The organism is Archangium lansingense, assembly GCF_026626635.1.
In the GTDB taxonomy this organism is placed as follows: Bacteria; Myxococcota; Myxococcia; order Myxococcales; family Myxococcaceae; genus Archangium; species Archangium lansingense.
Genome location: NZ_JAPNKA010000001.1, coordinates 11022342 through 11037505, shown reverse-complemented (window position 1 = coordinate 11037505; position 15164 = coordinate 11022342). Strand labels below are relative to the sequence as shown.

The 15164-nt window shown below is 68.4% G+C and carries 14 protein-coding genes, 1 tRNA gene and 1 pseudogene; 8 read left to right on the top strand and 8 right to left on the bottom strand.

Features of this window, described 5'->3' with window-relative positions; translation table 11 throughout:
• Positions 1 to 13 precede the first annotated feature (13 nt).
• A complete protein-coding gene (locus OV287_RS44120; protein WP_267540059.1) occupies positions 14 to 1909 on the top strand; it encodes a HEAT repeat domain-containing protein in 1896 nt (631 codons plus the stop codon).
• A 43-nt stretch (positions 1910 to 1952) separates the two neighbouring features.
• Complete coding sequence (locus tag OV287_RS44115; protein ID WP_267540058.1) at positions 1953 to 3515, top strand: serine hydrolase; 1563 nt, start codon at positions 1953 to 1955, stop codon at positions 3513 to 3515.
• Positions 3516 to 3558: 43 nt separating this feature from the next.
• On the opposite strand, the gene OV287_RS44110 is transcribed toward OV287_RS44115, so the two are convergent.
• Both OV287_RS44110 and OV287_RS44105 read right to left on the bottom strand, forming a co-directional pair.
• The gene (locus tag OV287_RS44110) at positions 3559 to 4878 is read right to left on the bottom strand and encodes a DUF418 domain-containing protein (protein WP_267540057.1); all 1320 of its coding nucleotides are present in this window, start codon (positions 4876 to 4878) and stop codon (positions 3559 to 3561) included.
• Between the two features lie 141 nt (positions 4879 to 5019).
• On the bottom strand, positions 5020 to 6126 hold the full coding sequence (locus OV287_RS44105; protein WP_267540056.1) for a hypothetical protein: 1107 nt from the start codon (positions 6124 to 6126) through the stop codon (positions 5020 to 5022).
• Between the two features lie 284 nt (positions 6127 to 6410).
• On the opposite strand from OV287_RS44105, the gene OV287_RS44100 reads away from it, so the two are divergent.
• The 6 genes from OV287_RS44100 (at position 6411) to OV287_RS44075 (ending at position 10862) form a co-directional block, all read left to right on the top strand.
• Complete coding sequence (locus tag OV287_RS44100; RefSeq protein WP_267540055.1) at positions 6411 to 6992, top strand: RNA polymerase sigma factor; 582 nt, start codon at positions 6411 to 6413, stop codon at positions 6990 to 6992.
• Positions 6989 to 7753, top strand: a complete 765-nt coding sequence (locus OV287_RS44095; protein ID WP_267540054.1) for a zf-HC2 domain-containing protein — start codon at positions 6989 to 6991, stop codon at positions 7751 to 7753. Before OV287_RS44100 ends, OV287_RS44095 begins: the two co-directional genes overlap by 4 nt.
• The gene (locus tag OV287_RS44090; protein ID WP_267540053.1) at positions 7750 to 9342 is read left to right on the top strand and encodes a caspase family protein; all 1593 of its coding nucleotides are present in this window, start codon (positions 7750 to 7752) and stop codon (positions 9340 to 9342) included. Before OV287_RS44095 ends, OV287_RS44090 begins: the two co-directional genes overlap by 4 nt.
• Positions 9330 to 10283, top strand: a complete 954-nt coding sequence (locus OV287_RS44085) for a hypothetical protein (protein ID WP_267540052.1) — start codon at positions 9330 to 9332, stop codon at positions 10281 to 10283. The genes OV287_RS44090 and OV287_RS44085 overlap by 13 nt, the downstream gene beginning before the upstream one ends.
• A gap of 220 nt (positions 10284 to 10503) precedes the next feature.
• A tRNA-Arg gene (locus tag OV287_RS44080) sits at positions 10504 to 10578 on the top strand.
• A gap of 92 nt (positions 10579 to 10670) precedes the next feature.
• Positions 10671 to 10862: a hypothetical protein gene (locus OV287_RS44075; protein WP_267540051.1), complete on the top strand. Its 192-nt coding sequence runs from the start codon at positions 10671 to 10673 to the stop codon at positions 10860 to 10862.
• Here OV287_RS44075 and OV287_RS56590 read toward each other — a convergent pair.
• From OV287_RS56590 to OV287_RS44045, 6 genes and pseudogenes are all read right to left on the bottom strand, one after another.
• Positions 10827 to 11294: pseudogene (locus OV287_RS56590) on the bottom strand (tyrosine-type recombinase/integrase); the annotation flags it as partial. The gene OV287_RS44075 and the pseudogene OV287_RS56590 overlap by 36 nt on opposite strands.
• A gap of 584 nt (positions 11295 to 11878) precedes the next feature.
• Positions 11879 to 12154 carry a helix-turn-helix domain-containing protein gene (locus tag OV287_RS44065; RefSeq protein ID WP_267540049.1) on the bottom strand — a complete coding sequence of 92 codons (276 nt, stop codon included), beginning with the start codon at positions 12152 to 12154 and terminating at the stop codon, positions 11879 to 11881.
• Positions 12155 to 12166: 12 nt separating this feature from the next.
• Positions 12167 to 12376 (bottom strand): helix-turn-helix domain-containing protein, encoded by a 210-nt coding sequence (locus OV287_RS44060; RefSeq protein ID WP_267540048.1) that lies wholly within the window; start codon positions 12374 to 12376, stop codon positions 12167 to 12169.
• Positions 12373 to 13419, bottom strand: a complete 1047-nt coding sequence (locus tag OV287_RS44055) for an AAA family ATPase (protein WP_267540047.1) — start codon at positions 13417 to 13419, stop codon at positions 12373 to 12375. Before OV287_RS44055 ends, OV287_RS44060 begins: the two co-directional genes overlap by 4 nt.
• Positions 13420 to 13687: 268 nt before the next feature.
• Positions 13688 to 13939 carry a helix-turn-helix domain-containing protein gene (locus OV287_RS44050; RefSeq protein ID WP_267540046.1) on the bottom strand — a complete coding sequence of 84 codons (252 nt, stop codon included), beginning with the start codon at positions 13937 to 13939 and terminating at the stop codon, positions 13688 to 13690.
• A 157-nt stretch (positions 13940 to 14096) separates the two neighbouring features.
• Positions 14097 to 14675 (bottom strand): hypothetical protein, encoded by a 579-nt coding sequence (locus OV287_RS44045; RefSeq protein WP_267540045.1) that lies wholly within the window; start codon positions 14673 to 14675, stop codon positions 14097 to 14099.
• Positions 14676 to 15164: the final 489 nt, after the last annotated feature.

Sequence of the window (15164 nt, the reverse complement as noted above, 5' to 3'; positions counted from 1 at the left end):
GAGGATCGCGACCATGACCCGCCGCACGCCTGTCCTTCTCGGAACCCTCGTCCTCGGTCTCGCCGCTGTCTACTCCCTGGTGCGGCCCTCCAAGCCCGCCCAGGAGCCCACGACGGCACCTCGGCGTCCGCTCTCCTGCCGCTTCTCCGCGGGAGAGGAGCTCGCCTTCCACCTGCGCGCGAACAGCACCGCGCGCGCGTCCGAGACCGCGTCGCCCCAGCAGCTCAACCTGGAGGCCACCCTCTGGTGGCGGGTTCTCGAGGAGCGCTCCGCCGCGGGGTGGGTCGTGGCCGCGACCTTGACCGATGTTCGTCTTGTCGAAGGTGGTGCGGCGGAGTCGGACCCGGCCCGCCGCGCCGCCCTCGAGGCTCCCTTCCTCTTCCAGATCGGCCGCGACTGCCGCTTCCGCGACTTCGCCTTCGACTCCTCCGTGGATGCCGAGGCGCGCCGCCAGCTTCAGGGCACGCTCCAGGCCGCCGAGCTCATTGTCCCGCCGCTCGCTCGCGCCCAGTGGGTCTCCCGTCACCGGAACTCGCTCGGAGCCTTCGACGCGACCTATACGCTCGACGACGCCGCCGCCGCGGATGGTGCTCCCGCCTTCTCGCGCCGGCATAGCCAGTACATCGCCTCCAGCCTGCCGCTGCTCCCGCCCCAGCTCGGCGGCCGGATGCGCGTGGACGTGCTCTCCTCCGGGACCCAGGCCACCCTCGACGCCAAGGGCCGCTGGGTGAGTCACCTCAACGGGGGTGAGCACCTGCGCGTGTGGATGGGCGGCAAGCTCCTGAGCGACGTGAGCTCGCAGGTGGAGCTGGAGCGCCTGGACGGTGCGCGAGGTGCTCCGGCCGTCCTGGCCAGCCTCGACTCCGGGCGCTTTGCCTGGGGGGACGCCGCCGAGGGTGCCAGGCCCTCTGCTCCCGAGCTGCCGCCCGCGCCGGATTCGGCCCTCGCTGCCCTGACGCTCGATGGCGCGCTCGCGGATTTCACCAGCAGGCTCGGCAAGGGCCACAATGCGGTGCACGACGCGACCACGCGCCTCGCCAGCTACCTGTCCGTCCACCCGGAGGCCATCCTGGGCTTGATTGCCCGTCTGCGTGGCGGAACCCTGCCCGAGCAGCTCCACTCCGTGCTGTTCCTGGCCTTGGAGAAGACCGGCACGCTCGCGGCCGAGAACGGGCTTGCTGCGGCACTCACCGACCGCGGCCTGAGCACCCAGGACCGCATGCGCGCCGCCGTCGCGTTGCAGGACATTCCCCGGCCTTCCGAGCGCACCGCGCAGACCCTGATCGCCCAGGCGCGGGGTGACCGCTCGGATGGCGAGGAGCGGCAGGTGGCCGATGCCTCCCTGCTGGCGCTCGGGGCGCTCTCCCACCGCGTCGACGCCCGGATGCCCGAGGTGGCTCGGCTATCCCACGGAGAGTTGGACATGCGCCTGCGCTCGGCCCGCGGGACCGAGGACCTCTCGGTGGCGCTCGATGCCATCGGTAACTCCGGAGATGAGCGTTTCGCCGACACGCTTCGCACCTATACCCAGGACTCCGAGCCCCTGGTGCGCGCTCACGCCGCGCGGGCCTGGCGCCGCATGGAGTCTGGCACCCTGGAGCCGGTGCTCGTCGAGTGGCTCGGCCAGGAGCAGGATGCCCGGGTGCGCCGCTCCATCGCGGATACGCTCGCCGAGCAGGTGCGTGAGGAGGAGCGGGCCGCCTCGCCCGCCGTGCTCGCCGCTGCCGCCGCGCAGCTTGCCTCGGAGTCCGACGCACGGACCCGCGCCGCGCTCATCTCCCTGCTGGGCTCGGCCGCCAGCTCCGATGCGTCCGCCCGGCTCGCCCTGGTGCAACAGTTCCACCGCGAGACGGTCCCCGATTTGCAGGTGCTCATCGGACGCTTCGTCCGTGCGGAGGAACTCCGTTAGTCTCGCTCGGACGATGCCTTCCACCCTGGATGGAGCCTCGCCGATGCATCGATGTGCCGCCGTACTCCCCTTCCTCTTCATGCTCATTCTGGTGCTCGGCGGTTCTCCCGCTGCCGGGCAGCAGGCCCCCCTCCAAGGCTTCGACGGTTACGTCAACACCGCTCTTCGCGATTGGGACGTGCCGGGCCTGGCCGTCTCGGTCGTGAAGGACGGCAAGGTGGTCTTCTCCAAGGGGTATGGCCTGCGCAAGGTGGGCGAGTCCGCGCCCGTCGACGAGCACACCCTGCTGTCGATCGGGTCCATCTCGAAGTCCTTCACGGCCGTGGCCCTGGGCATGCTGGTGGATGAAGGCAAGCTCTCCTGGGACGACCCCGTCAGCCAATACCTCCCGTACTTCCAGCTCCATGACCCCTACGTCACCCGCGAGCTCACCATCCGGGATCTGCTCGTCCATCGTGTCGGGCTGCCCCAGGTCTGTGGCGGCATTCTCTGGTACGGCAGCGATTACAGCCGCGAGGACGTGCTCAAGCGGCTGCGCTACATCAAGCCGGTCTCCAGCTTCCGCAGCACCTTTGCCTATCAGAGCGTGACGTACATGGCGGCGGGAGAGGTCATCCGCGCCGTCACCGGAAAGTCCTGGGACGACTTCATTCGTGAGCGCATCTTCACCCCGCTCGGGATGAACGCGAGCAACTCGCTCTACAGCGATCTGAAGAAGGCGAAGAACCTCGCCCTGCCGCATGTTCGCACCGACGGCAAGCCGGTGGCCATCGCGTATCGGGACTCCGACGCGCTCGGCCCCGGCGGGTCCATCGTGTCCAGCGTCCATGACATGGCCAGGTACATGCAGTTGCTGCTGGCGGAGGGAGCCTTCGGCGAGAAGAAGCTCTACAGCGAGAACGTGGCCCGCGAGCTCTTCACCCCGCAGATGCTCGTGCCCAATCGGCCTTCGTCAAAACCCGAGCTCAAGGCGCTCAACACCCGGTTCAGCGCCTATGGGTTCGGTTGGTTCCTGCGCGAGTACCGCGGGCGCACGGTGGTCTCCCATACGGGCGGCATGGATGGGATGTCCGCCATCGTGATGCTCGTGCCGGAAGAGAAGCTCGGCATCACGGTTCTCTCGCACCAGGATGGCGGCATCTTCTACGCGATGGCGCTCCGGGTGCTGGACGCCTACCTCGGTGCTACTCCAACCGACTGGGCCGGGCTCCTGCTGAAGTTCCGCGGAGAAGGCGAGCAGAAAGCAAAGGACGCCGAGGCCACGTTGGTGGCCGCTCGTGCTCAGGGAACGAAGCCCTCGTTGGAGCTGGGACGCTATGCCGGCAGCTACCGAGACCGGATGTACGGAGACCTCTCCATTGCCCAGGAGAACGGAAAGCTGGTGCTGAAGTTCAGCCACAGTCCTGCCCTCACGGCCGACCTGGAGCATTGGCAGTACGACACCTTCCGCATCCACTGGAGGGATCCCATGCCCTTCCCGAAGGGCTTCCTCACGTTCTCCCTGGATGCGAAGGGGAAGCTCAAGGGCTTCACGTTCGACCAGCCCAGCCTGCTTGACGTGAACTTCGACGAGCTGACGGTCGAGCGCATTCCAGAGGTGCGTTGATTCGCGATGCGCCGGAGCTGCTTCCATCCCTGGCCGCTCCGGCTCAGGCGCTCACCATCTCCTTGTCTTCGGTCACGGGGGCCCGGCGCATGGGCTGCGCCTTGCCGTACGTCAGCGAGCGCGTCACCCACTCAACGGGGCCAAAGCGGAAGCGCGCCAGCCACAGGTGGCTGAAGACGGTCTGGAGGGCGAAGAGCACCAGGGTCAGCGCGATCTGCGCCGCTGAGCCCAGCTTGCCCATGAGCCCCAGCCCGTAGCCGTAGAAGAGGAGCACGCCCATCACCGACGTCAGCAGATAGTTCGTCAGCCCCATGCGGCCCACGGGCGCGAGCACGGCCAGCCGTCTCCGCCACGTGTCGCGCTGGAAGAGCAGGGTGATGCCCGCGACGTAGAACGACGCCATCCCCAGCTCCCCGAGATGGCGCATCGGCTCCATGGCGTACCGTAGCCACGGGAGCGACCCGAAGTTGATGATCTTCCGGGAGAGGAGCTGCCCGATGAGGGTGTCCATGCCGATGGCGAAGAGGCCCAGCCCCAGGCCCCACCCGAGCAGCCGGCGGAAGAAGCGCAGGTGCTGGGGCGCGTCATGGAAGAGGCGGCGGCGCCCCGCCCAGAGTCCAAGCAGGAAGCGGCCGACGATGACGGGCAGGAAGATGCTGAGATTCCAGAACAGGTCTCCGCGGTAGCACGCCGCGCCCATGCGCACCGTGTCGAGCCAGGAGCCGTGCGAGAACGCCTCCAGCGCCTGGGCCCTGAGTGCCATGGCTTTCTCCATGGCGGCCTTCGCGGCAGCCTCGGCGCCCGGCGAGCCGGGCAACTCCGGCAGCCTCAGCCCTATGTTCCAGAGAACGGGGCCGAGGAAGATGAGCGCGGCGGCCCAGATGAGGAGGGTGCGGTCCGAGCGCTTGTGGAACAGCAACAGCGTGAAGCCCAGCAAGGCGTACGTGCTGACGATGTCGCCCTGGAAGAGGAGGAAGAGGTGCGCGAGGCCGACGCCCAGCATCACCACCAACCGCCGCGCGTAGACCGGAATGACGGAGGCGCCGCGGCTCTCGGCGCGCCCGAGCTGTACCGCGAAGCCCAGGCCGAACAGGAACGAGAAGATGGTGATGAACCGGCCGCTGATCAGCGGGACAAAGGCTTGATTGATAGAGGTGTCCAGCCAGGACGCGCTCTCGAGGACCGCCTGCTTCTGGGCGCGCGAGAGGAACATGCGCCCGCTGAACCACAGGTAGACGTTGGCCAGGAAGACGCCGCACAGCGCGAAGCCGCGCAGCGTGTCGAGGAGGTTGAGGCGTTCGCCTTCATCGACGGGACGGGCGTTCGCGCTCGCGGCTGGGGCGGAGGAGAGGGCGGGGGCCATGTTGGGGCAGCCAAGGCAAGGGCCGGGCCAGCCTCGTGGGGTCCCCTCGCTCCCGAGTGACGGACGCGCATGTGCGATGCGGCATTCCCACTTCTGGGACGAGCCCTCTCAGGAACGGACACAGGCGCGGCGGCTGATTCTCTAAGGCTGATCCTCCCAACGTATCGCCGGGTGCCGACGCATGATGCGGAACTGGCTCGCACTGAAGGCCGGTGAGCCGGTGGTGGACGGGCGGAAGTTCATGAGGTTGTCGGCGCCCGTGTCCTCGAGCAGGTCCGTTGTCCCGTCCTCCTCCACGGAATGGTAGAGGCCGAGGTAGTGGCCCAGCTCGTGCGCGATGAGCCGGGCGAGGTAGCTCGTGGGCCACGTGATGGGCTCCGCGCCGTCACGGCAGGCGCGGCCCCGGATGAAGACGCCATGCGCCCGCCCCGGAGCGGCCAGGCCGTCGGGGATGTGCGGTACGAAGCCCTCTGGCTCGCTCGTCTTGTTCAGCACCGGGTCGGTGAGGCGCAGGCAGCCGGAGAGCACCAGGGGGACCCAGCGGTCATCGGGAGCCCTGCCTCCCTCGTCACTGGCGTGCAGCGTGCCGTGGAGTCGCTCGAGTGCCGCGTGATTGCCCCGCTCGAAGTCGAGCGGATCCTCCGCCTCCACGCGGATGACGCGGACTGGCCGCACCGAGAGACGCCCCGGGAGCAGCAGGGCGTTCACCTGGCCGAGCGCCTCGATGAGACCCGCGGGCAGGGGCTCGCTGTCCTCGTGGAAGACGGAGCCGGAGGTGATGGCCACCTCCAGGAGCACCACGCCCTCGCGCGTCTCCTCCACCTCATCCAGGGGCATGACCTCGAGACGTATGCGCTTCGGGTGCTCGCCGGGCCGTGTAGGCAGGAAGGTGGAGCACTCGCGCGCCGCCATACGCACCTCGAGCCGCGAGGCCCTGGGAGGTGGTGGGTCTCCCGAGGGCAGCACGTACAGGCCCGCGCCCACCCCGACCGAGACCCGCTCGGGGCAACTCCGGCAGTACGGGCCATAGTCCTCGAGAGAGGCGGGTGGGGTGACCCAGGCACTTCCGGCCTCGTCCCTCACCTCATGGAGCTGGACGCACACGGGTGTTCCACCGGGCTCGGACACCCGGAGGGCCACGCTCCCTGCGTCCGCCCAGAGTGGAGCCTGTGCCCACTCCGAGAGCCCCCCATTCTCGACCGAGCCCTCCGCTACCGTCTGCCAGGTGGGCCGCCATGAGCTCTTCATCGCGGTCTCGTCGAGCACGGTCCAGCGGGGGGCGGGCGGCTCGGGCGGCGCCGGCTCGCTCGGGGTGCAGGCGCCGAGCAACCCGAGGAGGAGCAGCCAGCCAGAGAAATTCCGCAGGGGGTCTTGCCCGGATTGTCGCCTCACGGGTCCAAGAGCTTGGAAGTGCCAGGAGGAGGCCCGCATCGATGACCACTCTATTGCAACTACAATCCGGCGGCAGCGGGCCTCGGCCGGACGCGCTCGGGTCTGTTAGAGTGTTGACCTCCCCTTCAGCGACTGACGCAGTGAGCCGAGCCGACTCGCAGCAGATATCCCTGCTCTTCAACCAGCATGGACCCCGGGTATACCGCCGGGCCCTGCGGTTGCTGGGTAATCCCGCCGATGCGGAAGAGGCGACGCAGGAGATCTTCATCCGCGCCTTCCGCGCTGCCGGCAGCTTCCGGCAGCAGAGCCAGATGACGACGTGGCTCTATCAAATCACCACCAACTACTGCCTGAACCTCATCCGTGACCGCTCGCGCCGCACCGCGCTGCACGACGAGCACGTGGCGCCGATGGCGGACGAGGCCACCCGGACCGAGCCGGCGCGCCCAGATGATCTCGTGCTGATCCGCCGGCTGCTCGCGGACGCCGACGAGCGCCAGGCCGCTGCCGCCGTGTACGTCTTCCTCGACGGCATGTCGCACGAAGAGGCCGCCTCGGTGCTTGGCGTGTCCAAGCGCACGGTGGGCAACCTCCTGGAGCGGTTCCAGGAGTGGGCGAACGCGAAGATATCTGGAGGCGCGGAGCCCCCCACCCCGCCGGCCCCCCCGCCGCCGGAACGCAAGCCGTTTGGTTTCCTGGGATTTGGAAGGAAGCGCTCATGAGCCCCCCTGACTTCGTCACCTTGCGCGCGGGGCGGCCCGAGTGTCCGTCCGACTTCGCACTGGACCGGCTCCACTCCGGTGAGCTCCCACCCGCGGAGGCCCAGGCGATCGAGCGCCACGTGGCGGGCTGCACGGAGTGTGGCGCACGTATGACTGAGCGTCAGGCTGGCTTCGGAGCCATCGACGGAGTGGACCCGCGTGTGGTGCTGGCGCGCATCCGGACTGGTCTCGACGCACCGGTCCAGACTCCGCTCTCCGAGCGGCTGAGTGTCTGGGCGCGCCGCCTGCTCGCCCCGGTGGCGGTGGCTACAGCGGCCATCATCTTGATGGTGGTGGTGCCTGGCCAGGAGCAGGGGACCCGGATGAAGGGGGCGCTCGCGCTGCACGTGTTCCGGCTCACCGGAGACCATGCCGAGGAAGTGGTCAGCGGTGACATGTTCGCGCCGGGCGATCGGCTCCGCTTCCGTGTGGACCTGCCGGGAGAGGGGCACGTGACGATCTTCGGTGTCGAGGCCTCCGGGACGCTCTACACCGCGTGGCCGCTGGAGCCCGGAGTCCAGACGCGCTTCGAGGAGGTCAATGGCATCGAGCTCCCCGGCGCGGTGTCGCTCGACGCGCAGCTGGGCCGCGAGATGCTCTATCTGGTGCATTGCCCGCTCGAGGTGGGCCCGCCGGAGTGCACCTCGGGGGGTGTTGGCGAGAAGCCTGTGTGCCCCGCTGGCTGCGTGATGACGTCGTTCATCATGGAGAAGGGCGGATGAGACGCGGGACCGTTCTCCTCCTGAGTCTCATCCTCTCGGCGCTCGCGCCCCTCACGGCCCGGGCGCTCCCCGAGCACACCTGGGTGGTGGCCATCGGTCATGACCAGGGTGCTCCCAACGAGGTGAGCCTGCTCTTCGCGGAGCAGGATGCCCGGACCTTCTCTGACGTGCTGCGCCAACACGGAGGCGTCTCGTCGCGGCGGACGATGATGCTGCTTGGAGAGAACGCGGCCTCGGTGCGGCGAGCGCTCCAGGATGTGAACGCCGCCATCCGTGCCACTGCGGGGGCGGGGCACCCCACCGCGCTCGTGGTCTTCTACTCGGGCCATGCCGACGCGACCGCGCTCCATCTCGGTGGGACAGAGTTGCCGCTCGAGGAGCTGAAGACGCTGGTGGCAGGCTCGCCCGCGGGCGTGCGCCTGCTCGTGCTCGATGCGTGCCGCTCCGGAGCGGTGACCCGCGTGAAGGGCGTCAACGCCGCCGAGAGCTTCAACATCACCCTGCGGGACAACATCGCCACCGAGGGCCTGGCCATCCTCACCTCGAGCGCCGCGGGCGAGTCGAGCCAGGAGTCCGACGAGCTTCGCGGCTCGTTCTTCACCCACCACCTGATGAACGCGCTGCGCGGCGCGGCCGACCATGACGATGACGGCAAGGTCACGCTGACCGAGGCGTATGGCTACGCCTACACCCAGACGCTGCGCTCGAGCGGCCAGACGGTGGCGCTGCAGCACCCGACCTACTCCTGGGAGGTGAAGGGGCGCGGCGAGCTGGTGCTGTCCACTCCCGCCGAGACGCAGGGGCGGATGGGGCGGCTGCGGCTCGGCTCCTCCTCGCTCTACCTCATCCTGGAGGGGAAGCGGGGGGGACCCGTGGTGGCGGAGGTCTCGCCGCAGGGCAACCGCCGGGAGCTGTCCCTGCCCGCGGGCCGCTACTTCGTGCAGCAGCGCAGCTCCGATGAGTACCGCGAGTATGAGGTGGCCCTGGCCGCGGGCGCCGTGACGGATGTGGCCTCGCTGCCCTTCGAGACCGTCCGCTATGACCGGCTCGTGCGCCGCCGCGGTGGGGAGAAGCGCTATACCCACAACATCTCCCTGCTCGGAGGCGCCCAGGGCCAGATGCTCGCGGGAGACGGCACCGCGCCGCAGCTCCGCGTGGGCTACGGACTCGACTTCGATTGGGGCTCCGTTGGCGTGCGGCTGCGCGGCATGCGGAGCCAGAGCACCGGGCTGGACGGGCTGCTGCCACGCCGCCATGACGAGCTCGGCCTCGGGTTGACCCTCCAGCGCTTCGTCGACCTCGAGCCGGTGAGCCTGGCGTTCGGGCTCTTCGTCGAGGGCGTGTACCACCGGCAGAGCTTCGACACGGAGCGGGTGTCTCCGGACCGGCAGGCCCTGGGCGCGAGCTTCGGCGGCATCCTGTCGGTGGAGCGGCACCTGGGCGCGGGGCTCGCGCTGCGCCTCGAGGGCGGCCCGGTGACGGGGCTCTTCGAGCGGGCGGTGATGAAGAACGGGGTGGAAACGGATGGCCGTGAGCTGGCGACTCCACTCACCTGGTGGGGCGCGGGAGGACTCGTATGGCGCCGGTGAGCCGTGAGGGAATGACGCACTCCATGCTTCTGCGCGGGCTCGCCAGCGTGCTCGCCGGCGCGGCGCTCGCATGCGGGGATACGCTCGTCGACAAGACATACTCGGGGACGCCGGTCTTCACGGTGCGGGGAAGGGTGGTGGCTCCCTCGGATTACGTCGACGAGGAAGACGCGGAGATCTTCCTCTCGGTGTTGTGGAGCCAGGGGGGAGCGGAGAGGGCGGACAGGCTGGTGGAGCAGCCGGGGACCACGCGCCGCACGGCGTTCTTCCGTTCCTTCGAGATGCCCCTGTTCGACGAGCCCGGGAGCGAGCACTTCTACACCACGCCCTCGGGCGCGCGGTATGCCATCGGGCGGCTCGCGGGCTTCCACGATGACAATGACAACGGGCGGAGGGATGCCTCGGAGCCGTTCATGGGCTACTCCCAGCAGGCCCTGCTTCACGCTCCCGAGGATCTGCCGGCCAGGGACTCGCCCACCGGGGCCTTCTTGCGCGCGGGGTGGCACATCGTCTCGACCCCGCTCATGTGTCAGTCCGCTAGCGGACCGCAGCCCGCCCCAGGGCCCGTCGATCCCGTGGCGGATGGTGAGTGCGGGGTGCCGCTCGGCGCCGGGTGCAAGAAGGACGCGGACTGCGGGGGCGGCGTGTGTGTCACCAACTTCCTCGGAGAGTGGGCCGGTGGCGCCTGCCTCATTCCGGAGCCTCCGCCGAATGGTTGCCGCCAGCGGGGCTCGGTCCTGCTGCGTGCTCCCGCGCCGGATCCGCAGGCGTATTGGATCAAGGCTTGTACGGTGTCGGAGGACTGTGATCGCCTCCATCCCTATCAGTGCGACCAGCAGATTCGAGGTTGCAGGCCCTCCGCCGAGACCGTGGTGGACATCAACGGGCGCGAGCCGCCGCGCTCCTTCTGCGCTGCTCAGGCGCCGCTCCCGCCTCAGTAAGCGAGCAGAGAATACCGCGTCAGGATTTCTCAACCCCGGCGTCTCTTCTGGATGAAAGGAGCGGTGACCATGCGCACGATGACCTCGAAGCACCTGAACAGCCGCTCCAACTGGCGTCGCTCCCGCCGCCTCTTCTGATGTTCCGCCTCCCAGACGTAAGGCAGTCCTGCCTCACCTGTCTGGGGACGTAGAGCGTCACTCCTTCTCCATCCAGCTTTCTGGTCCCGTAGCTCAGTGGAATCAGAGCACTCGGTTGCGAACCGAGAGGCCGCAGGTTCGAGTCCTGCCGGGACCACTCTCTGTAACCCCGCCCCACGCCTCGGGATTTTCCGCTGAGGCGCGGGAGCGGAACCCCGCCTCCTCCGAACTCCGCACCACCGGCGCACCATGCGGGCCGCCGACGGCCAGCGGGAGCACCTCGGCAACCGGCGCCTCGGACGGCTGGAAGCTGAGCTGCTCCAGGCCCGCGCGCATGTCGTCAACGTCGAGGTGTCCGTAGACGCCTGCTGTGATGGTGGGCGTGGAGTGCCCAAGGATGCGCTGCACCACCGCCAGCGGCACCCGTGCCTTGAGCAGTAGCGTGGCCGTGGTGTGCCGCAAGTCGTGGAAGCGGATGGTGCGCGGCTTGGGCGAGGGCCACAGCGTGAAGCCGCAGCCCACCTTGGAGCAGCGGCGCACCTCGGAGGAGGCCGAGTGCTCGACGTGCCCGCAGCGGCGGCACTTGTGGGCCCACCCTTCCACGAACTGGGCCCGGTTCATCGCGGAGCGGAGCAGCGCGGCAAGGTCCACGTTCAGGGAGTGCATCGAGCCATCCGGGCGGGGGAACACCAGCCCCGAGGGGCTCTCCCGCATCGCCTGGACGAGATAGGGCCTCAGTTCGTGGTGGATGGGGACGACGCGGGCGCGGCCGCTCTTCGTGGTGCCCGCCTCCCAGCTTCGCGTGACGACGATTTCCCCCTGCTCAAGGTCCACGTCCCCTTTCTGGAGGGCCACGAGTTCGCCCCGCCGCATCCCCGTGTAGACGGCAGTCGCGAAGAGGCATCGCCACTCGGCGGGCACCTCGGCGAGCACGGGCCCCACCTCCTCGGCCTTGAGGTAGGACGGCGCGCGCTTGGGCACCTTGCGCCGGGGCACGGCACCCGCCGGGTTGGCGCCCTTCCAAAGCCCGCGCTGGATAGCCTTGGAGAAGACGGTCTGCGCGAAGCCCCGCAGGTTGTTGAGCGACTTGGGCGAGAGCGCATCCGCAGCGGCCGAGAGCGCCTCATCGATGCGGGCCGCTGTCACCTCGGGAAGCCCCAGCGCCCCCAGGGAGGGGCGGAGGTGCTTCTCAGCCGCGAGCCGGTCTCCCTGTGAGCGGAGCTGTCCGGCGAAGTTCTGCGCGTACCAGTCGAGCAACTCTCCGAAGGTCAGGGACACGGGCGCCTCGATGGGCTCCAGGCCGAGGCGCTGAAACTCGGCCTTGCGCTCCAACTCGCGCGCCAACGTCTGGGCTTCGAGCTTCGTGGCGCAGTCCGTCCGGCGCTGCATCCACCGGCCCGCCCCGTTCTTCCACTTCACCACCCAGGAACCATCACGCTTGAAGATGGAAGCCACGGTCAAACCTCCTTGAGACGAACCCGCTTCGAGCCAAAGCGGGCGAACACTTCCAGCTCACCTCCGAGCGCTTCGACGTAGCGCCGGAGCGTGGAGAGCCGGTGGTCCTCCCGGCGCTCCGCCTTGGACAGCTCGGATTGATCCATGCCCGCCCCGGCTGCCGCCTCAACCTGGGTGAGGCCGCGAAGCCTCCGGAGTTCGGCCAGGGTGAGCGCCTGGGGAGCGGGTGTGCTGCGCTTGGAGCGGGAGCGGCGGGTTGTATCCACAATTGGGAGCATGCACTTAACCTCCTATCTACGCAACGGGATGACGGCCCCACGGGGGGCGCGCTGGCGATCAAGGAACGCGCGGATCTCCTCGGGCCGGAACCGGAGCGCCGCGCCGATGCGCACGCAGGGGAGCCGCCCCGCCTCGGCCTCCTTGTAGACCCAAGAGGTGGACATGGAGAGGAAGCGGGCAACGTCCTGCACCTTCCAGAGTGGTTCGGGGTTGCTGCTCATGGCTCGCCCTCCGTGGCGGTGTCCGAGGCGAGGATGTATCCGCGCCCTTCCCTCTTGAGTTCGCCCCGCGCTTCCATCGCGTCGATGGCACGGAGAGCATCTTGCTTCCTCCCGCCCACCAACTCGGCCAGCCGCGACTTGTTGAGAGGGGCAGTCGCGGAGACGAGAGCGCGCCGCACCTGCTGCTCCCTGTCCTGCGCGGCTGCCTCGCTCACGTCATCAATCGTCACCGAGCCATCACCGAGTGAGAGCGTGAACCGGAAGCGCTGCGCCGTCTCCACATCCCGTCCCTTCGCCACCTGCGCAACGAAGGCGACACGCATGGAGCCGCGTGGCGTGTCCTCTCTGGAGAGGTTCACCTGCATATCCGCCCACCCCGGAAGCACCGTGCTTCCCCTTGCCGCGTAGATGGCTGGGCCCTCTCCGCGTTCGCCCGCCTTCGAGGTGTGGTGCAGGAGCACGATGAGCGCCCGAGGGTTGACGGTAGCGAGCCGCTGAACGTGTTCCTTCGCCTGGTTCACGGCCTCGGTGTCGTTCTCGTTCCCGAGGAACAGCGAGGAGAACGGGTCGAAGACCACAACGGGCGCTTCGTGGGTGCGCAGAAACTCGGCTATCTGCGCGCGGATCGCCTCGTCCTCGAGCCGCACGCCTTTGCGGTGGGCAATGAGCACGGGGGCATCCGCAGGGAAGGCGAGAGCGGTGAAGCGGTCGAACATGCTGCGCGGTCGTCCTTCCTCCAGCACCAGCAAGGAGGGCCGTCCTGCCGCTGCCGCCGTCTTGGCGATGACGAGCGCCAGGAACGTCTTGCCCGCGCCCGGCGCGGCGACGATGAGGAGGTTGCCGGAGTCGGGCACCACCCCCTCAATGAGCCAGGAGAGGGGCGGCAAGTCCTTGGTGCGTTCGAGGAAGGCCGCGAGGGGCTCGAAGAGGGGGCAACCGGTTCCGCCGGTTCCGGATGGTTCCGGGAACTGGTTCCCGGTTCCGGGGTCTACGGGCGGAACCGGAACTGCTCCGCGCGGGGTGGGCGTGCCTTTGGGCTTCATGCCGCATCTCCCCAGTAGCCAACGCAGTGCAGGATGTAGTTGCTCAGGCGGAACAGCGCGAGCTGTGCCCGCTCAAGCTCACCGTTCATCTCAGGGCTACCCAAGCTCCCGGGTAGCCCCGCCTCGATGCGGGCCCCTGCAAGGGCCAGCTCAAGCGCCTCGGTGAGAAGTTGGAGCCGCCAGAGGCCGATCCGCAGGCGGAGCGGCAACCGGGGCGCGGTTGGGGTCGCTTCGAGCGGAGGCGCCAAGGGCTTCGGAGCCGGTGCGCTCATCGCGTCCCCTCCTTCCGCCCGAGGAGCGTGTCCACGTCCGTCGCCAGCGCTCGGGCGAGGAGGTTGAGCGTCTCCGTGGTGGCCGCGCCAAAGCGCTCGGCATCGCGAAGCCGGGGAATGGAGATGCCCGCCCTCGTTGCGAGCACCTGTTGAGAGAGACCACGACTCGTGCGGAGCGATACGAGGCGCTCTCCGAGCCCGGGAACAGTCCGTTTGCGTGTGCTGATGAGCATGCGCTCAACGTGCATCCGCCCGGATGGCTCCGACGAGATCGGAGGTAGGAGCCTGATCGGAGCCTGGAAGGGGGTGGCCAACCTGCGAAATTCTGGAGCGTCTCCGAGTGAGGTGGGATTTACGGTGGCCACACGGAGGGCCATCGGAGGGCGAACGGAGGATAATCGGAGGCTACTTGGGCCAGTTCTTCCGCCGCTCGCTTTCGGCCAAGACCTTGGGCTCCACTGCCGCAGCGTCGTAGACGCGTCGCCCCTTCTTCGCGTGGTCGTCGATGGGTTTGATCTCGGCTTTCTCGATGAATGCGCGCGCTGCGCGCTCCGAGCCGAACACGAGCCCGCGAACTTCGCAAAACCGCATGAACTCCTTGATGCCCTTAATCTGTGAGGAGGCCGCTGCGCCGGTGGAGGTTGGTCCTGTGCGCTCCGGGGGCTCCAATTCAGGGGGAATCGGGAGTTCTTTCGACCGGGCCCAGTTCAAGAACTCCGACATGAGGACCTCATCCATGCCCGCTCGATGGAAGATGCTGGTAACACGGCAGGAGAGTGCTCCTGCTCTCACGCTCGATTCCGCCATCTCCAGGTAGTCAAGGAAGCGCTCATCCTCGACTCGAAAACGCTTCTCGCCCCAGGAATGCTCCACGTCCTCGAATCCTATGGATTCCGGATCGAGACGGATGAGCAACGCGACCAACTGGTAGAGGGGCGCACAGTCCATGCGCCGCCACTTGTCCCACTTCGGTTCTGATGCCATAGCGCCTCCAGTGCGCACCCCAGGCTCGAAAAAGCGCGGTACCTCCTCGCCTGTCCCCTCCCCGACGACCGCCGCATGATGTGACCATGACCCGAGCTTTCCCCTCGGTGGAGGAAGTTGGGCATGGAAGTGGGAGTACAGGCAGCGAAGCTGAAGGCGGAGCTGGCGCGGAGTGCGGCTCTTGCGCAGCGTCAAGCGGGGAGGGAGACTGCGCGCCTTGTGGAGCCTAGGAGGCCTCGATGGTCTGGCGCGTCGCAGTTCTGGTTGCCGGTCTTCTGGCGGCGGTCCCGGCCGAGGCCGGTGGTAAGGGCGGTGGGGGCGGGTCTGGGCCTGTCCACGTCAATGGGTACGTCCGCAAGGACGGCACCTACGTCGCACCTCACATGCGGTCCGCTCCTGACGGGAACTTCAGGAACAACTGGAGCACTGTCGGCAATGTGAACCCCTATACCGGGGAACCGGGGACCAAGGTGGTGCCTAAGTCCACCA